Below are 16,079 nucleotides of genomic sequence, written 5' to 3' on the forward strand. Positions count from 1 at the left end.
TACTCACTCGGTGGTCTTTGTCCGCTTCGGGGTCGCTGCGACAGAAATGGGCGTGAGTTGGTTACTCTGCCTTGTCACGCCGTTACGGGTTTCGCTCGACTCACGTTCGATCGACCCGGGGTTCGCTGGACCACGCGGCTGTTGCCCTACATCGATGACTCGAGATCGTTCGCTTTCGGTTCGTGGAGGAGGTGGGGTAATGGAGGCCGGGGTCGGCGTGGATACCCGAGACGGGTTCGATGCGGTCGAACACGCACGGGAGATGGCGGGGCGGCGCTTCCGGCTGGACGGGTACTACGAGGTCGGGCGCGAGAAGGTGCTGGAGTTCGCGGCAGCGGTTCAGGACGAGCATGCGGCGCACTGGGATGACGAGGTCGCGGCCGCGCTGGGGTATTCGGCATTGCCGGCTTCGCCGACGTTCGTGGCGCTGCTGGGCGGCCCGGTGCTGCACGGGGTGAGCGAGCTGCTGATGGGTTATGACCTGCGGGCTTCGGTGCACACGGATCAGGTGCTGGAGTTCCATCGGCCGGTTCTGGTCGGGGATCGATTGACCAGCAATGTGGTGCTGCAGTCGTTCCGGCAGGCGTTCGGCGGGGACATGCTGGTGTTCGAGAATGTCGTCACCGATCAGTGCGGCGAGGCGGTGGTCACGGGGACGACCAGCATGATCTCGCGGTCGGACCGGTCGGCACAGACCGCGGAGTTGGCGCAGCGGATCGGGGCGCTGGTGCACCGCGGCCTGGACACGTTCGTGCGGCATTCGCCCGAACGGGTCGAGCTCGTCGATTGGATCCCCACGCCGGCCACCTACCGGAGCACCCACTCGCGGGCGGTCGGCTCGCTCCGCGAATGCGATGAGTTGCCCAGTCGCACAGTCTTTCTCACCATCGGCGATCTGGTCCGCTACGCGGGGGTGGCGGGCGACGCGAATCCGATCCATTGGCACCCCGACGCCGCCCGCATGGTGGGTCTGGAGCGTGGCGTAGTCGCGCACGGCATGCTCACCATGGCCTACGCCGGCGCCTTCGTCACATCCTGGCTGGGTGATCCGGGCGCGCTGAAGCGGCTGAGTGTGCGCATGAGCAATCCGGTCTACGTGGGCAGCGAGGGGCCGACCGCGATCGAATTCACCGGCAAGGTCAAGTCGATCGATCCGGTGGCCGGCACCGCCGCGGTCGCGATCACCGCAATGCACGAGGGCCGCAAGGTATTCGGCCGCGCCACCGCCGTGATCCAGCTGAGCTGATCCGCCCCGGCCGACGTCACCGGCGGTCACGTCCGGCAATCAATGTGAACGCTGGGAGCGGATGAGGGCTCCTGGCCGGGCGCCGGTGTCCTCGCCGTCGCGGAGCACGACCTCGCCGGAGACGATGGTCGCGCGGTAGCCTTCGGCGCGCTGCAACAATCGGCGAGCACCACCGGGCAGGTCGTAGGCCATGGCGGGCGGCAGCAGGCGCAGCGCCTCGAAGTCGATCACATTGAGGTCGGCCTTCTTACCGACGGCGATGACGCCGCGGTCGTCCAGGCCGTACATCTGGGCGGTGTCGTAGGTCATCTTCCGGATCGCCAGGGGCAGCGGAATGCGTTCGCCCCGCGCACGATCGCGCGCCCAGTGGGTGAGCAGGTAGGTGGTGTTGGAGGCGTCGCAGATCGCGCCGACGTGCGCGCCGCCGTCGCCGAGACCCACCGCGGTGGCCGGATGCAGGAGCATCTCGCGGATCGGATCCTGCGTGAAGCGGGAGTAGTTGAGCAGCGGGCGGTAGAACAGCGCCCGGCCGTCGCGGGAGAGCAGCTGGTCGTAGATGTAGTGGAACGGTTCGACTCCGGCGCGGGCGGCGTCGCCGGCCAGGCTGGTTTCCGGGTCCGGTTCGTAGTCGGGCGGGTCGCCGAGGGTGAATGTGCGGTCGAGTCCCATGCTGATGAAGGCCATCGGATTGTCGGGGAGATCGGCCTCGGTCAGGATCGTCTCGCGCAGCGCGGGATCGCGGAGTTCGGCGACGAGGGCGTCCAGATTCTGGCCCGCGCGCTCGACCGCGGCCTGGTAGGAGGGCCGGAACGAGAACGGGTTGAAGGTCTGCAGGCCGATCAGCAGGCCCAGCGGCCGTGCGGAAACCTGTGGGCGCACCGGGATTCCGGAGTCGAAGGCGGCGGCGGCCGCGTCCAGCAGGCGTTTCCAGTCGTCGGGTGCGCCGTCGTGCTGCAGCAGGCCGAAACTCACTGTGCGGCCGGTCTGTTCGGCGAGGCGCAGCATCCAGGCCAGTTCGCGATCGGGGGCGGCGAGATCTTCGCCCATGATGCCGGCGGGGGCGAGTTCGAACACGCCCGCCCCCGCGTCGGCCAGCGCCTGACCGATGCCGAACAGTTCCTCCTCGGCGGCGAAGGTGCCGGGCACGGGTTCGCCGTCGATGGCGCGGTGCACGATCGTGCGTGAGGTCGAGAAGCCCAGTGCCCCGGCCTCGATGCCCTCGCGCACCAGTTTGGCCATCATGGCGATGTCCTCGGGCGAGGCCGGGTCGTTCTTCGCGCCCCGCTCCCCCATCACGTACGCGCGCACCGCGCCGTGTGGCACCTGTGTGCCGACATCGATGGCCAGCGGCAGCCGGTCCAACGCGTCGAGGAATTGCGGGAAAGACTGCCAGTCCCAGCGGATTCCGGTCGACAGCGCCGCGCCCGGAATGTCCTCGACGCCCTCCATCAGCCCGATCAGCCATTCCCGCTTCTCGGGAGTGACCGGGGCGAACCCGACTCCGCAGTTCCCCATCACCACGGTCGTCACGCCGTGCCAGCAGCTGGGCGTGAGCTGCGGGTCCCAGGTGATCTGCCCGTCGTAATGCGTGTGGATGTCCACGAAGCCCGGGGTGACCAGCAGCCCCGTCGCGTCGATCCGGTTCTGCGCCACCGCGTTCGCGAGCGCCCCGGGCGCGGCGATCACCGCGATCCGTCCGTTCTCCACCGCGATGTCGGCCGGATACGGTTCCGCTCCGGTCCCGTCGACGATCGTGCCGTTGCCGATGATGAGTGAGTAGCTCACGAGAGGTCCTAGCAATCCAGATTCGCTAACACAGCACAGACTAACTAGACATGACGTCAGCGAAGTGGGAATCGGGAGAATCGGTTCTGATCAGCGCGTTCACGCGCGGGAAATTATGGTGGAGCCCATGAGAATTCGGCGGTGGCGGCGGGTTTATCTGGCCGCCGAGTACGCGGCGTTGTTCTTCGGCGGGACGACCCTCTACAACGCGGTACTGCGGGGGAAGCCGCCGATTCCGGCGCTGCTGGTGCTGGGGACCGGGGCGACGGTGTATCTGCGGCGGTCGAAGGGATTCGATCGCGGGTCGCTGTGGCGGGCGGAGGCGTTCCCGGAGCAGGCGCGGTCGATGGCGGTGACCGGCGCAGCGAACGCGGCGGCGCTGACCGCCGTGACCGCGGCACTGCGCCGGGAGGATCTGTTCGATCTGCCGCGGCGGAATCCGCTGATCTGGCTGGCGGTGATGGTGCTGTATCCCGCCCTGAGCGTGTATCCGCAAGAGTTGATCTTCCGGTCGTTCCTGTTCCACCGCTACCAGCCGGTGTTCGGTGACGGACGGGCGATGGTGGCGGCCAGCGCCGCGGCATTCGGCTACGTGCACATCGTGTTCGGAAGCTGGTTCTCGGTGGCGGCGAGCAGCGTCGGCGGGTGGTTGTTCGCCGCGCGGTACATGCGGACGCAGTCGCTGTTCACCGCCTCCGTCGAGCACGCGCTGTACGGGATGCTGGTGTTCTCGGTCGGGCTGGGACGGCACTTCTATCACGGCGCCGCTCCGGCCGCCCGAATTCAGTTGGGGGCCACCAGAACCGCCTGACGCGACGGTGCGGACTGAGCGAAGACCGCCACGGTGACGATGAGCACGAAGGCCAGCAGTGCCGTCGTGGTGCGGGCGAGGTGGAACAGCTCCCAGCGGTGCAGCAGCTGGGCATAGTCGGCGGGAACCGGGCCGACCGCCCACTGCTTGATCTTCCCGTTGATGGGGACGTTGCCGAATCGCGTGATGACGAAGCTCGTCACCTCGAGGCCGAACGAGGTGGCGGCCAAACGGCGCACGAGACCGCCGCTGTAGACGGCCAGCAGCAGTGAGGTCAGCGCGGCCAGCGCCATGGTCGATTGCATGACGGGACCGTTGACCTTCATGAGGGCGGTGTGGAAGGTGAAGCGGACGTCCAGGGGGACGGTCTTGAATGCCTGGGCGACATTGATCAAGCCGTAACCGAATGCGCCGCACAGGTATCCGGTGGTGAGCAGAGCGGCTGCGGTGAGCAGGCGGGTGCGCATGGGGCGAGCCTTTCGAGAGGTCAGTGGTGCGCAGATAGTTCATATTTCTGAACAGTTCTGATTTTTGAACCTGTATCCTGACTCTGTCAAGACAGCGGTTCGACATCGATCGGAGGGTTCGTGCCTCGTTCACCGCGAGCGGCGGACACCGCGGGCGCACCGGTGAGCGCCGAGGAGCGGCGGCGGCTCGAGGCGCTGGCGCCGCTCATCGCCACGCATTTCCGCCGCGCCCACGGCGATATGCCCTCGACCCTGCGCACGTCCTTCGAGGCGGACGGGCTGGGCAATCGCCACGGCGCGGCCCTGGCCCAGGTGCTGGCCGCGGGCAGCATCAGCGTGAGCGAGCTGGCCCGTCGCCTCGGCATCAGCCTCACCAACGCGAGTCAGCTTGCGGGAGAACTGAATCGGGCCGGCTGGCTGCAACGCCACAACGACCCGGACGACAATCGCCGCACCCTGCTGTCGCTCCCCGACGACCGCCGCGACGATGTGGCCACCTTCATCAACCGGCGCTCCGACGCCCTGCTGCGCGCGATGTCCCGGCTCGGCGCCGAGGAACGCCGGGGCTTCCTGGCCGGCCTGCAAGCCTGGGCCGAGGAAATCGACCGCTGACGGCTGCCCTGCTTATCGACCGCCTCACATTCCGCTGGTAGCGGGGCCCTGGCGGCCGACCAGCATAGGCTGATCGGGCAGACTGGCCGGGTGGGAAACCTACCTGTGGCAGCGATGATCTGCGCGTTCATCGGTGCGATCTTGTTCGCGGTGTCGGCGGTGGCGCAGCAGCGGGCCGCGGCGGATGTGCCCGAAGGGGATGCGCTGGTCGCCAAGTTGATTCGGAATCCGCGGTGGCTGGCGGGTTTGATCGGGGACGCGGGCGGTTTCGCGTTCCAGGTGGCGGCGCTGGCGCTGGGCTCGGTGCTGGTGGTCCAGCCGATCCTGGTGACGGCGCTGGTGTTCGCGTTGCCGCTGGCCGCGCACTACAGCGGCCGTCGGGTGACGGCGGTGATGTGGATGCAGGCGGCGGCGCTGTCGATCGCGCTGGCCTGCTTCCTGGTGGTCGGGGACCCGACCCAGGGGGTGACCGAGGCGCCCTGGCATCGATGGATGCTGCCGCTGGGGTTGACGCTGGGTGCGATTGTCGCCGGCATCGCGGTGGCAACCACCGTGCGGGTGCCGACCCTGCAAGCCTTGCTGCTGGGCACGGCCGCGGGTCTGCTCTTCGGCATCTCCGCCGCTCTCACCGAGAATGTCACCCAGCTGTTCCGGGTCGGCATCGGCACCGCACTGACCAGCTGGGAGCTCTACGTGCTGGCCGGGTGCGGCATGCTCGGCCTGTACGTGCAACAGCGCGGCTATCAGGTCGGCCCACTGTCGGCCTCGCTGCCCGCCTTCACCGTGGCCGAACCGCTGGGCGCGGCCTTCCTCGGCATGACGGTCCTCGGCGAGCGGCTGCGCTCCGGCCCCGTCGGCACCGCCTTCGTCGCCGCGTCGGTCGTCGTCATGTGCGTTGCGGCGGTGCGCCTCTCCCGCGCCCAGGCCGTCCCCGCCCAACCCCGGCCCGCCACCGACTGACCATCGCCGCCACGCCCGAAATCCCCCGTTTTCCTGGCGATTTGCATTGACCACCCACCCATAGGCTAATGTTCTGTCCCGCAAGCCAATCGGCCCACAAGGCCGGGCGAGCACGCGGATGTAGCGCAGCTGGTAGCGCATCACCTTGCCAAGGTGAGGGTCGCGGGTTCGAATCCCGTCATCCGCTCCACGGGGGATTTTTTTCGGCGCGATTAGCTCAGCGGGAGAGCGCTTCCCTGACACGGAAGAGGTCACTGGTTCAATCCCAGTATCGCGCACGCACCAGAGTTCGACCAGATCAGGCCCGGTTCCCGCCGGGCCTCTCTGCTGTCGTGAACTCAATATGAACCGAGGTCGGTGAGCTCGATCTGAACTGAGGGCCCGGCTCTCAGGTTCGCCCGTCACTGCCACCATCGAGCCGGACCCCACTACCGGCACGACGTCGGGCACATCGGGATGGTGGGATCGGATTGTCGCCCATACGTTCTCCAGCGCCGAGACGAGCAGTCCGGTGATGGTGCCGGAGTCGGTCCTGGGCGCGCAGGCCAACTTCGGCACCCCAATCTTCCAGTGACGCTCGAGCCCAAGTCCTGTTCGACTGCGTCACAGGGCATTTCACGGCTTAGCCCATCGAGGTCACTCGAAAGAGCGATCGGGGTGGTCCGGCAGAAGCGGGCCGAGGGGGCCGAGGTCGATATTGAGATCTTCCGGGGTGAGTCCGAAGTGATCGCGTAGTTCGTCCATACGTTGTTCGAGCAGCATCAGGGTGGTGCCGATGCGTTCGATCTGGGCATCGGTGAGGTCGCCCGCATCGACACGGCGTAGCGCTTGCCGCTCCATCAGTTGCCGCAGTAGCTCCACCAAGGTGAGGACCAGGGTGACCAGCCCGCGCTCGACCGATTCCGGATCGGTGTCGATTCGCGGTGGGATGCCGCCGAATTCAGTCATCGCCGGCCGGTCCTTCCAGTACCTCGCGCGTCACGGCACCGACCGGCGCGTACAGGGTGCTGATGGAGGAGATGAGGGCTCGTAGTGAGATCTGAACCAGATCGACGTCGGCGATAGCGAGTTTGATGTCGCCGGAAATGACCACGCCACCAGCCAACACTCGGTCCAGCAGGTCGACGAGTGCGACGCGGCGCTCGGCGTCGACGGTGGAGTCGGCCCGAGTCATGTCGGCCCTCGCGTCAGGCCTGCGAACGAATACGGCGGCCAGGGGCCCGTGAGTTCGAGCCGGATGCCTGGGAATTCGGCGCCGAGCGTCGTGACGGTTGTGGTGAAGTCGTCGGTGCGGTCGTCGTCTACGAGGTATGTCCCGTTGAGTAGCATCCAGTCCCGGCGGCCGCTTACCGCCGGATCGGTCAGCGGCTGGCGTCGTCCCGCCGCAGCGTGGTGAACCAAGCGCACGTGAATCTCCTCGGCGCGCTCTGCCGCATCGCGTTCCACGCTCTCCTGCGCGGACAATTGCGCGCGTCGCCGGGCCAGATACGCGGCCCCTGGCGTCATTGTGCCGACCTCTTCCGCGGACCTGGCCTCGGCAACAGCAGCGGTGAGGGCAGCACGATCGCCATAGGCCCTGACACCCCACTCGGTACGGCCGCTCACCAGCTGCAGGGCGGCGTCGAAGTCCGCTTGCCGCTCATCGAGCAGCTCACGCACGCGATTGTCGTCGCGGAAGACGGTGGCGAGCCGGAGCGGGACGGCCGGACCTCGGCGCACCATGGCGGATACGACCGCGTCGTGTGCTCGTGCTGTCGCCGCCAGCCAGTCGAGATCCTCGAAGTTGCGGCGTAGTGGTTGCTCCCCGAAAACGTCCAGCGGCACCGAGCCGACGACTGCTGTCAGGTCCCCCGCGGCGACCGTCCGCACCGGTTCGCCCGCGACTCCGGTCAGTGCGCTCGGTTCCGCCACGCCGTCGCGGCGGGGTGCCACCACGTACAGCCAGACTGCGAAATCACCGGTCACGATCGTTCTTTTTTCCGCTCGCGGCCGCGTTCGATGGGTTGACGGTGTTCATTTGCCGCCTCCAGTTCGGCGATCCGGTCTCGGAGTTCCCGGTTCTCGAGTTCGAGGTCGGGTTCCTTCCGTTCCAGCGCGTGGGCCTTGCTGTTGAGCCAGGGGTCGGTCTCCCACCAGTCGATGCCCACTGCCCTGGCCGTCTCCAGGGATGCGATCACCAACCGTAGTTTGATGGTGAGCAGTTCGATATCGAGGAGGTTGACCTGGATGTCGCCTGCGATCACCAGACCCTTGTCGAGGACCCGTTCCAGGATGTCGGCAAGGTTGGTCGACTGGTGCCCACCCCCGTAGGGCTGGGGCGCGTAGGAGCCGCCTCCGACGACCGTCATCGCTGATTCCCGAGTTCGATGTCGGTGCTGCCGCGCGTGTAGCGTTTGATTCTGCGGCTGGCCAGCAGATTCTCGTCGAAATCGATCTCCACCTCGTAGAGTGCCATGATGTCCGCCGAGGGCGGGATGCGGCGATCCTCCAGTGCCTCGATCTCCACGAGCCAACCATCCGCCGTCGGTTCCACGCGCGTGACGCCCTGGAGGTCGTGGGAAGTCAGTTCTGCGAGGCGTTCGATGGCCACCGCGGCGGCTTGCGCCGCGGTGAGGGCCGGTTGTTCATTCGATGCCGAGTGAACATTGTCCGAGTCGTTGGAAGTGGTGTCGCGGGCCACGTGAGTCACTCCTTCCGGTCGATGGGGCCTGCCCCGGAGCCGGTCATGCGATCCAGGGCCGCTCGCTGCGCCTGCTCGGCCTCTTCTGCGGACAAGTCACCGCGCGCCGCGGCGCTGTCGATCTCCTCGAGTTCGCTCCGTAGTGCCGCGGGATCGTGTAGCTGCCGTTCGACCTGGTCCTGGATCAGCTCGCCCACCCAGATCACACCGCGAACCGGCGCGAGGGGCAGCGAGAAAATCGATGAGAACAGACCCATATCTCAGTCCTCGGGGGCTCGTTTCGTGACGAAGTCGTAGGCCGCCATCGGTCCGAGCAAGTTCAGCTCCACCCGGCCGTCCCAGTCCGCGATGAGCCGGCGCACCATTTCCTCCAGCTCTTTTCGCCGGGCCGATTCGACCAGTACCGCTAGGTGGACGGCGTCCTCTTCATGGCTGGGTTGACGCTGGTTGACCAGTGCTTCGAGTTTCTCGAGTTCGGAAATTACCTTTCCGGTGTCCTCGGCTCGCTTGGCCTCGATGGCATGATTGATCAGCTCGCCCAACGCGATTCGCGCGTCGCGGGTGGCGTCTTCGGGTTTGCCGCGGATCTCGTCTTTCAGTTGCGCGGCCTGGGCGTTCTCGTCGAGGAGTTCTCGCAAGATCGCGTCTTCGATGTAGCGTCCTCTGATCACGAACTGGACCCGGCCCTCGAGTTCCTCGAGGGCGGCGCGGAATTCGTCCTCGTTGGCCTCGAGCAGTTCGTTCTCCACCGCGTCGGTGTCGGTCATGACCGCCCCGAACCGCAGCGGCAACACCGGACTGACGGCGGCCGATCCGTCCAGCAGTTTTTCATGGGCGGTGAGGTCTGCGGGTGTGCCCAGTGGCCGGTCGGACTCGAGTGTGCTGACCAGCGCGGCGATCGCGCCGTGCCGCACCACCGTGACTTCACTCGGTGGATCGCCGACACCGGTGGCGTGTGGTTCGGCCTCGACGTCGGCGGGCACGATGCCGTAGACGTATACGGCTGTTGATCCGGGAGCCATCACTCCTCCTCACGTTCGGATGGCCTGCGCGCTGTCTGACGCTGCTTGTTCACATCGCCGAGGAAGTCCGCGACCTTCTCGCCGGCCGCCTCGAGTGCGCCCTTCGTCTTGTGTTTCGAGGCGCCTTCGGTGACGTCGCCGACGATGTCGGTCAGGCCCTTGGGCTCACTGCTCGAGATCTCGAGCCGGTTGACCGCTTCGGCGAAACGCAGATACGTGTCGACGCTGGCCACCACGACGCGCGCGTCGATGGTCACCAGTTCGATGCCGACCAGCGACACGCGGGCGAAGGCATCGATGACCAGGCCTTTGTCGAGGATGGTGTCGACGACATCAGCCAGGCTGGAAGAGTTCGGCCGAGCCAACGTGCTGGTTGCGCCGCCGCCTGCGGGTTCGATAGTCATCTGTTTGCTCCTTCACGCTCACGCGACCGGCGGGCCGCCGGACTCTTGCGGCGGGCGGCCGAACGATTGGGAGGCGGCTCTGGTTCTTCTTCCTCGTCCGTGGCGCGCTGATCCTCGTCGTGCTCGTCGGCCTCGTCGTCCTCGGCCTGTTCCGTTTCTTCATCTTCTTCATCGGCGCGATCTTCTTCGGATTCCTTGCGCCGTGCGGTTTCGTCGTCTTCGACGACCTGGCTGTCGTGGATCTCGCCGTGCCAGCCCACGATGTCGTCACTGTGCAGCACAGCCTCGGTCATGACATGGCGCTGGAAGTGCTTGAGTTCCAGCCGGCATCGGCGGCCTGCCGCGCGCCACAGATTGGCGGTCTTCTCGAACACTCCCCCGGGGTGGTAGGCGAGCACGACGAGGATGCGGGTGAGATCCGGGGTGATCTCGTGGAAGGTGACCGCACCGTCGATATAGCCCTTGGCACCTTTGGAACGCCACACGATCCGCTCGAACGGCACCTGCTCGAGGATCGTGGACTCCCAGGTTCGTCTTGACCAGAACACCTTGCCGGTCCAGCTGAGCTTCTCGTCGGAGACCTGTTCGACCTGTTCGAGCTTCTTGGTGAATTTCGGGAAGTCCGCGAACTGGGTCCACTGGTCGTAGGCCAGATCGATCGGCACGCCGACGTCGATGTGCTCGACGATATTGGTCAGCTTCAGCTTCGTGGTGCCGCCCTTGCCCTTGCCGCCGGTCAGCGACTCCTTGACGCCCTCGAACGTCTCCCGGACCGTGTGCCCGAGCTTGCTCACGCCTCCGCTCATCGCCGCTTGCCACGGCGACGCGCCCCCGGCCAGTTTCTCCACCCCGGTCACCGCCGCCAGCAGATTGCCTCCGCTACCTTCTGCGTAGTCGGTGAGCCGCTCCGCGGTTCGCGATGCCCGGTCCGACAACCCGGCTACCGCGCGTTCGGCCAGGGTTCCGGCAAGGTTCTGCACGGATTGTTGCAGCAACCCCGTCGGGGTGGACGATCGAGCGGTTTTCCCGGCCTTCGCCCCCGCATGGGTCGCGGTGTCCGCAATTTTGCCGACAGCGTCGGCAGCGAGCTTGCCGACTCCATTGGTCTTGTCGTGCAACGTCTTCGGCATCGATCTCATCTCCTCGTGCGGCGCACGGGCGCTTCGTCGGCATCGGCGCGACTACGGCGTCGCGTGGACGAGGCAGGCTGACGATCCGAAGATCCGGACCTACGAACCGGGGTCCGGGAGCCGGATTTACGCGCGCGGGTGGTTCTCGGGCTGCTCGACCGCGCCCGCGCCGCGGGCTGCTTCCTGCGCTCCTCGTCGTCGTGGTCTGTTCCGGACTCGGTGCGGTCCTCGAGATCCTCGTCCTCGCCGGCGGACGATTCCCCGGCGTCTCGGGAGGTATCGTCGGCGTCCTGGTCTTCGTCGGAATCCGTTTCGTGCGAACGGTCCCGGTCTGTATCCGAGACGATGGTTGAGCCCTGCTGTAGCCGTGTGTTGAGTGCGTCGATACGGTTGCTCGCGGCGGTCACCGCGGCCGACCGGACCGCACCCACCAACTCGCCGCGAACGGTGTCGGTGAGCTCCGCCAGCTCAGGTGACGATTTGAGCAATTCAGTTCCTCGCCCCAGCAGCTCCCCGGACAATCCCGAAGATCGTTTCGCCAGCGCCGCACCCGCCAGCGACAACGCAAAACGCATCTTGCGTGTGCGGCCGAGTACGTAGCCGATTCCCACGCCTATCGCAATTCTTGTGCCACCTTGCATGGCTTACTCCTTGCTTGCTCGACTCCCGCTGCACCGATGCGGCCCCGGATCGGTCGAGACCCCGATGAGCGGGGTAGGCCATATTGCGAATGGCCTTACCTGGCGTATACCCAGCAATCTCCGCCTTATCGGCCAAGATCTGGATGGCTTCAATCGAGTTCGGCCAGCGTGAGAGTGCGGGGGCAGGCGGGAGCCGGGCAGCAAGGGCAGAAGACGGGTCGAGACGGCGCAGGCCGAGCAAATTGCCCAGCGGGAGGGTCCATCCCGCGAGGCGGATTCACGAACCGACAAAGACTGGGAGCTCGCGGACAAGGTCGATCCGGACTGACGGTCCGGACTCGGAGTCCGATGACAAGAAGCAGGAGACAGGTGCGCCCTATCAACGGCGTTGTTTAACTGTCCGAATCCGGGTTATCCGCCAGGAGACCGCTGAAGTAGGCCGGGAGCCTTCGAGAAGAGGGGCCGTGATCACGGCCGCTCCTGGGCCTGAGGCGCCTACTGGAACAGCGGGATTGGGTGGGCGCGGTGACGCATGCCGGCATTGCGCACACGATCGATACCAGCATCAGCAACGGAGGGTTTCAAAGGCCCTTCCAGTACAGCAGCGAAACCAGGTAGCTGACCATGATCGTTCTCGGAATCATCCTTCTTATCGTCGGGTTCATTTTCAGCGTCCCGATCCTCTGGACCATCGGAATCGTTGTCCTCCTCATCGGCCTCGCGTTGATGCTGTTGGGGATGGCGGGTCACGCCGTCGGCGGCCGAAGTCACTATTACTGACCCCTGGATCGCGTTTGCGCTCTGATCCGGTGGCCGTCACCGCCGTCGACTCACACTCTCAGGGTCGACGGCACTCGGCCTCGTGCACAGATCGGTCCATCACTGGAAGATGCCCGGTTGATCCCGGGCCGGTGCGGACCGGGACGCCGTGGCGCGACCGGCGTGCGCGTCACTGGTTCAATCTCGGTATCGCGCACCAGAATTCGACCGGATCAGGCCCGGTTCCCGCCGGGCCCTTCTACCGTCGTGAACTCAACATGAACTATTGACGGCCATCGGCTTTCGTACCGAAGCCGATCGGTCTTCAGTGCGGGAGCACCCGTTCACCGAGGGTGGCCACTACCCGGAGAGCGACCTCCAAGGCCATCTTGTGTTCGTCGAGCGGCTGCGGCAGTAATTCCTCGACCTGCTGCATCCGGTAGAGCACTGTGTTCTTGTGCACGCCCAGTGATTCGGCGGCCTTGGCCATACTGCCTTGTTCGAGGTAGACCAGGGCGGTATCGCGCAGCCGTGCGGTGGCCTCGCCCCGCTCTGCGAGGCCGCCCAGTTCGCGGCGCACCAACCGCGACAGCGCGGCGATGTCGGCGGCCAGACAGCTGACGAGTTCGACATCGCGGTACAGGGTGACCGGCGCGGGCTCGGTCTCCGCCGCGATCCGGTAGGCCCGCAGGGCTTCCTGGTGGCTGACACGGAATCCTTCCACTCCGGTCGCGGGGACCCCGGCGGCCAGCTGAACGATCGGTTGACGCTGCTGAAATGCCTTCAGGTGAGCGATCTTCCGGAGGTCGGGCACTTCCGGTGTGGCCAGCCAGGCCCAGAGCATCCGGCCGCCGGCGGGCAGCATCAGCGGACGTGGAGCGCCGAGGCCGGTCGCGATGTCGATCGCCAGTGTCTCCAGCATCGCGGTGACGTCGTCCTCGGTGCGGTCCAGAGTCCAGATGATCAGGCCGGTCTGCTGGATGTAGAGGTTGTGCCCGAGTTGCCGTGTGCTGCGCTCGATATCGACCCTGTCCTCGTGCAGGATTGCCTCGACGAGCTCGCGCCTGCGGGTCAGCGCGCTGCTCGCTTGCCGCCGCGTCTCGTCCAGAAAGGCCATTTCAGCGCGCTCGGTAGCACCGGATATGGTGCGACTCAAGTGATCCCACCGTAGATCCAGCACCACCGGCAACAACTCCGGATCGGTGATCTCACGGCAGGCGGAGGTCATGATCTCGGCCCAGCTGATGCGTTGCAGGGTCCGGTAGCAGCGTTGCAGCAGTGCGATGTCGTAGCCGCGCTGGGCCAGTGCGCGGCCCAGGGCCTTGGCGGCGTTGGGCAGGTGGATATCGCCGGGACGTTCGTGCGGCCCCTGGCTGAAGTACGCGCCGACTCCGTCGTGCACGGCGACCCGAAGTTCCTGTCGGAGCGCGGCGTCGGATCCGATCTCGGGCACGTCGGCGGCGATGGCATCGATCATTCGCCCGGACAGGGTGCTCAACTCCGGCTCGGCCACCTCACGGTCGGCGAAGGATTCGAACCAGGCTCTGGCCTCCGCAACGAGGTCACGGGGTTGACGCATATCAATTTCTCCCGGCGTACGTCGATGTACAGATGGCGGCCGTGGCACATTACAGACTGCGGCGGCGGCACAACTGCGGCCGGTCGCTTTGTGATCCACGGTACAAGCGTCCCATTCGCGCATGACAGCACACTGACCGTCATGAGCACTACAGACACCCTTTCGCGGCTGTCGCAGGCGAAGTCGCTGTGCGAACTGTTCCAGCACACCTGCGCGACTCGGGCCGGAGATCTCGCGCTGCGCACACTCGACGGCAAGACCGCGTTGACGTGGGGTGAATACGGTGCTCGAGTGCGCCGGCTCGCCGCAGGGCTGGCGGCCCTCGGTGTCGGACGCGGTGACACGGTCGCGATCATGCTCACCAACCGCCCCGAGTTCCATCTGATCGATACCGCCGCGTACCACCTGGGCGCGATCCCGTTCTCGGTCTACAACACCAGCGCCCCGGCGCAGATCGCCTACCTGTTCGACAATGCGGGCAATCGCGTCGTCGTGTGCGAGTCCCAGCTCCTGGCACGTGTGCTCGAAGCCCAAGAGGGTGGCCGGGTCGAGCACGTGATCTGCCTCGATGACGCCCCGGCGGGCGCCATGACGCTCGCCGAACTCGAAGCCCTGGGCGATCCCGAGTTCGATTTCGAATCCCGTTGGCGTGCTGTTGAAGCCGATGACACGATCACCATCATCTACACCTCCGGCACCACCGGGGCGCCGAAGGGCGTGGAGATGTCGCATCGCAACGCCATGTTCGGCACCGAAGCGATGCTGGGAATCCCGGAGTTCGCTGTGGGTTGCGGTGGGCGGGTGGTGTCCTATCTTCCCGATGCGCACGCCCTCAACCGGTGGCTTGCCCACTACATGCCCGCCGTCACCGGTGCGGCGGTGTACACGGTGGCCGACGGCAAGAACCTCGCGGCCGCGCTGCCGGTGGTGCGGCCGACGGTGTTCGTCACCGTGCCGATGCTCTGGTACAAGATCGAGGCGGCGGTGCGTACCGCGCTCGCCGAGCAGACCGGCGGGCGCGGTGCGGTGGCCGCGTGGGCGCTCGAGGTCGGCCGTCGCAAGGTCGCCGCGGATCTCGCGGGCCGATCGATCTCCGTGGCGCTGCGGCTGCGGTATCTGCTGGCCGAGCGCCTCGTGTTGGCGCGGCTGCGGGAACGAATCGGTCTGGACCAGACGAGTATTGCCTACAGCGGCGCCGCGCCGATCACTCCCGAGACCCTGGAATTCCTGCTGGCACTGGGGATTCCGGTGGCCGAGGCGTGGGGTATGTCCGAGATCGGTCTGGCGACGTCCAATCGTCCGGGTGCGCAGCGGGTGGGCACCGTCGGCACGGTGCTGAACCGGGTCGAGATTCGCTGTCTCGAGGACGGTGAATTGGTGGTCCGCACCCCGGGATCGATGAAGGGTTACCGCAACGACCCGGTCCGCACCGCCGAGGCCGTCGACGCCGGCGGCTGGGTGTACACCGGCGATGTCGGGGTCATCGATGCCGACGGTTATGTCACCATCGTCGATCGCAAGAAGGAATTGATCATCAATTCCGCGGGCAAGAACATGTCCCCCGCCAATATCGAGAGCACGATCCGCGCGGCCAGCCCGCTGGTCGGATCCGTGGTGGCCATCGGTGATCGGCGCAAGTACGTGACCGCGCTGATCACCCTGGAGCCCGAGGCGGCGGCCGAGTTCGCCGCCGAGCACGGCATCGAGGGATCGCCGCAGGTGCTGGCGGCCCACCCGGCCATTCGACGCCGGCTCGACGCGGCCGTCGCCGCCGCCAACGCTCGACTGTCGCGTGTCGAGCAGGTGAAGGCATACACCGTGCTGCCGGTCGTCTGGGAACCCGGCAGCGACGAGATCACTCCCACGATGAAGCTGCGCCGCAACGTCATCGCCGAGAAATTCGCGGGCGAGATCGATGCGCTCTACACGCGCGACCGGGCCTGAACGCACTGCCGCTCAGGCATTTCCAATCGTATGAACCGT

Annotated in this window: 19 protein-coding genes and 2 tRNA genes; 8 read left to right on the top strand and 13 right to left on the bottom strand. The window is 66.5% G+C overall.

Annotated features, from left to right (window positions below):
* Positions 1-199: 199 nt before the first annotated feature.
* Complete coding sequence (locus tag ABZV44_RS16345; RefSeq protein WP_354836708.1) at positions 200-1,246, top strand: fused (3R)-hydroxyacyl-ACP dehydratase subunits HadA/HadB; 1,047 nt, start codon at positions 200-202, stop codon at positions 1,244-1,246.
* A 39-nt stretch (positions 1,247-1,285) separates the two neighbouring features.
* Here ABZV44_RS16345 and ABZV44_RS16350 read toward each other — a convergent pair whose 3' ends face one another.
* Positions 1,286-3,031, bottom strand: a complete 1,746-nt coding sequence (locus tag ABZV44_RS16350; RefSeq protein ID WP_354836710.1) for an amidohydrolase family protein — start codon at positions 3,029-3,031, stop codon at positions 1,286-1,288.
* Positions 3,032-3,158: 127 nt separating this feature from the next.
* On the opposite strand from ABZV44_RS16350, the gene ABZV44_RS16355 reads away from it, so the two are divergent.
* The gene (locus ABZV44_RS16355; protein ID WP_354836712.1) at positions 3,159-3,842 is read left to right on the top strand and encodes a CPBP family intramembrane glutamic endopeptidase; all 684 of its coding nucleotides are present in this window, start codon (positions 3,159-3,161) and stop codon (positions 3,840-3,842) included.
* Here the strand turns inward: ABZV44_RS16355 and ABZV44_RS16360 are convergent.
* Positions 3,815-4,309 (bottom strand): DUF1772 domain-containing protein, encoded by a 495-nt coding sequence (locus ABZV44_RS16360; protein ID WP_354836714.1) that lies wholly within the window; start codon positions 4,307-4,309, stop codon positions 3,815-3,817. The genes ABZV44_RS16355 and ABZV44_RS16360 overlap by 28 nt on opposite strands.
* A gap of 120 nt (positions 4,310-4,429) precedes the next feature.
* On the opposite strand from ABZV44_RS16360, the gene ABZV44_RS16365 reads away from it, so the two are divergent.
* The 4 genes from ABZV44_RS16365 to ABZV44_RS16380 all read left to right on the top strand — a co-directional run bounded on the left by ABZV44_RS16365 (position 4,430) and on the right by ABZV44_RS16380 (position 6,159).
* The gene (locus ABZV44_RS16365; RefSeq protein ID WP_354836716.1) at positions 4,430-4,921 is read left to right on the top strand and encodes a MarR family transcriptional regulator; all 492 of its coding nucleotides are present in this window, start codon (positions 4,430-4,432) and stop codon (positions 4,919-4,921) included.
* A 90-nt stretch (positions 4,922-5,011) separates the two neighbouring features.
* Positions 5,012-5,881, top strand: coding sequence for a DMT family transporter (locus ABZV44_RS16370; protein WP_354836718.1), 870 nt, complete (start codon positions 5,012-5,014; stop codon positions 5,879-5,881).
* Between the two features lie 114 nt (positions 5,882-5,995).
* Positions 5,996-6,071 (top strand) — tRNA-Gly (locus ABZV44_RS16375).
* Positions 6,072-6,087: 16 nt separating this feature from the next.
* Positions 6,088-6,159, top strand: a tRNA-Val gene (locus tag ABZV44_RS16380).
* 358 nt (positions 6,160-6,517) lie between these two features.
* Here ABZV44_RS16380 and ABZV44_RS16385 read toward each other — a convergent pair.
* From ABZV44_RS16385 to ABZV44_RS16430, 10 genes are read right to left on the bottom strand one after another with little or no spacing between them, the layout of a single operon-like run.
* Positions 6,518-6,829, bottom strand: a complete 312-nt coding sequence (locus ABZV44_RS16385) for a gas vesicle protein K (RefSeq protein WP_354836720.1) — start codon at positions 6,827-6,829, stop codon at positions 6,518-6,520.
* Positions 6,822-7,055 (bottom strand): gas vesicle protein, encoded by a 234-nt coding sequence (locus ABZV44_RS16390; protein WP_354836722.1) that lies wholly within the window; start codon positions 7,053-7,055, stop codon positions 6,822-6,824. The genes ABZV44_RS16385 and ABZV44_RS16390 overlap by 8 nt, the downstream gene beginning before the upstream one ends.
* Positions 7,052-7,822: a GvpL/GvpF family gas vesicle protein gene (locus tag ABZV44_RS16395; RefSeq protein WP_354837068.1), complete on the bottom strand. Its 771-nt coding sequence runs from the start codon at positions 7,820-7,822 to the stop codon at positions 7,052-7,054. Before ABZV44_RS16395 ends, ABZV44_RS16390 begins: the two co-directional genes overlap by 4 nt.
* A 20-nt stretch (positions 7,823-7,842) precedes the next feature.
* Complete coding sequence (gene gvpJ, locus ABZV44_RS16400; RefSeq protein WP_354836724.1) at positions 7,843-8,229, bottom strand: gas vesicle protein GvpJ; 387 nt, start codon at positions 8,227-8,229, stop codon at positions 7,843-7,845.
* Positions 8,226-8,561, bottom strand: a complete 336-nt coding sequence (gene gvpO, locus ABZV44_RS16405) for a gas vesicle protein GvpO (RefSeq protein WP_354836726.1) — start codon at positions 8,559-8,561, stop codon at positions 8,226-8,228. The genes gvpJ (ABZV44_RS16400) and gvpO overlap by 4 nt, the downstream gene beginning before the upstream one ends.
* A gap of 5 nt (positions 8,562-8,566) precedes the next feature.
* On the bottom strand, positions 8,567-8,818 hold the full coding sequence (locus ABZV44_RS16410; protein WP_354836728.1) for a gas vesicle protein GvpG: 252 nt from the start codon (positions 8,816-8,818) through the stop codon (positions 8,567-8,569).
* A 3-nt stretch (positions 8,819-8,821) separates the two neighbouring features.
* Positions 8,822-9,583: a GvpL/GvpF family gas vesicle protein gene (locus ABZV44_RS16415; RefSeq protein WP_354836730.1), complete on the bottom strand. Its 762-nt coding sequence runs from the start codon at positions 9,581-9,583 to the stop codon at positions 8,822-8,824.
* Positions 9,583-9,987: a gas vesicle protein GvpJ gene (gene gvpJ / locus ABZV44_RS16420; RefSeq protein ID WP_354836732.1), complete on the bottom strand. Its 405-nt coding sequence runs from the start codon at positions 9,985-9,987 to the stop codon at positions 9,583-9,585. The genes ABZV44_RS16415 and gvpJ (ABZV44_RS16420) overlap by 1 nt, the downstream gene beginning before the upstream one ends.
* A complete protein-coding gene (locus ABZV44_RS16425) occupies positions 9,984-11,105 on the bottom strand; it encodes an SRPBCC family protein (RefSeq protein WP_354836734.1) in 1,122 nt (373 codons plus the stop codon). Before ABZV44_RS16425 ends, gvpJ (ABZV44_RS16420) begins: the two co-directional genes overlap by 4 nt.
* Before the next feature lie 17 nt (positions 11,106-11,122).
* Positions 11,123-11,728 carry a hypothetical protein gene (locus tag ABZV44_RS16430; protein ID WP_354836736.1) on the bottom strand — a complete coding sequence of 202 codons (606 nt, stop codon included), beginning with the start codon at positions 11,726-11,728 and terminating at the stop codon, positions 11,123-11,125.
* A gap of 654 nt (positions 11,729-12,382) precedes the next feature.
* Here ABZV44_RS16430 and ABZV44_RS16435 point away from each other — a divergent pair.
* The gene (locus tag ABZV44_RS16435; RefSeq protein ID WP_354836738.1) at positions 12,383-12,538 is read left to right on the top strand and encodes a DUF6131 family protein; all 156 of its coding nucleotides are present in this window, start codon (positions 12,383-12,385) and stop codon (positions 12,536-12,538) included.
* 304 nt (positions 12,539-12,842) lie between these two features.
* Here the strand turns inward: ABZV44_RS16435 and ABZV44_RS16440 are convergent, their stop codons facing one another.
* Positions 12,843-14,096, bottom strand: a complete 1,254-nt coding sequence (locus ABZV44_RS16440) for a helix-turn-helix domain-containing protein (protein WP_354836740.1) — start codon at positions 14,094-14,096, stop codon at positions 12,843-12,845.
* Positions 14,097-14,237: 141 nt separating this feature from the next.
* Between ABZV44_RS16440 and ABZV44_RS16445 the strand changes: the two genes are divergently transcribed.
* Positions 14,238-16,040 carry a long-chain fatty acid--CoA ligase gene (locus ABZV44_RS16445; protein WP_354836742.1) on the top strand — a complete coding sequence of 601 codons (1,803 nt, stop codon included), beginning with the start codon at positions 14,238-14,240 and terminating at the stop codon, positions 16,038-16,040.
* The last annotated feature ends 39 nt before the right edge of the window (positions 16,041-16,079 follow it).

Source organism: Nocardia sp. NPDC004860, from assembly GCF_040609015.1.
In the GTDB taxonomy this organism is placed as follows: domain Bacteria; phylum Actinomycetota; class Actinomycetes; order Mycobacteriales; family Mycobacteriaceae; genus Nocardia.

What these genes read in the sequence shown, in the direction of transcription:
- ABZV44_RS16345 (WP_354836708.1), top strand. Translation starts at nt 200, where the DNA reads ATGGAGGCCGGGGTCGGCGTGGATACCCGAGACGGGTTCGATGCGGTC.
- ABZV44_RS16355 (WP_354836712.1), top strand. Translation starts at nt 3,159, where the DNA reads ATGAGAATTCGGCGGTGGCGGCGGGTTTATCTGGCCGCCGAGTACGCG.
- ABZV44_RS16360 (WP_354836714.1), bottom strand. Translation starts at nt 4,309, where the DNA reads ATGCGCACCCGCCTGCTCACCGCAGCCGCTCTGCTCACCACCGGATAC.
- ABZV44_RS16385 (WP_354836720.1), bottom strand. Translation starts at nt 6,829, where the DNA reads ATGACTGAATTCGGCGGCATCCCACCGCGAATCGACACCGATCCGGAA.
- ABZV44_RS16390 (WP_354836722.1), bottom strand. Translation starts at nt 7,055, where the DNA reads ATGACTCGGGCCGACTCCACCGTCGACGCCGAGCGCCGCGTCGCACTC.
- gvpJ (WP_354836724.1), bottom strand. Translation starts at nt 8,229, where the DNA reads ATGACGGTCGTCGGAGGCGGCTCCTACGCGCCCCAGCCCTACGGGGGT.
- ABZV44_RS16410 (WP_354836728.1), bottom strand. Translation starts at nt 8,818, where the DNA reads ATGGGTCTGTTCTCATCGATTTTCTCGCTGCCCCTCGCGCCGGTTCGC.
- ABZV44_RS16415 (WP_354836730.1), bottom strand. Translation starts at nt 9,583, where the DNA reads ATGGCTCCCGGATCAACAGCCGTATACGTCTACGGCATCGTGCCCGCC.
- gvpJ (WP_354836732.1), bottom strand. Translation starts at nt 9,987, where the DNA reads ATGACTATCGAACCCGCAGGCGGCGGCGCAACCAGCACGTTGGCTCGG.
- ABZV44_RS16435 (WP_354836738.1), top strand. Translation starts at nt 12,383, where the DNA reads ATGATCGTTCTCGGAATCATCCTTCTTATCGTCGGGTTCATTTTCAGC.
- ABZV44_RS16440 (WP_354836740.1), bottom strand. Translation starts at nt 14,096, where the DNA reads ATGCGTCAACCCCGTGACCTCGTTGCGGAGGCCAGAGCCTGGTTCGAA.
- ABZV44_RS16445 (WP_354836742.1), top strand. Translation starts at nt 14,238, where the DNA reads ATGAGCACTACAGACACCCTTTCGCGGCTGTCGCAGGCGAAGTCGCTG.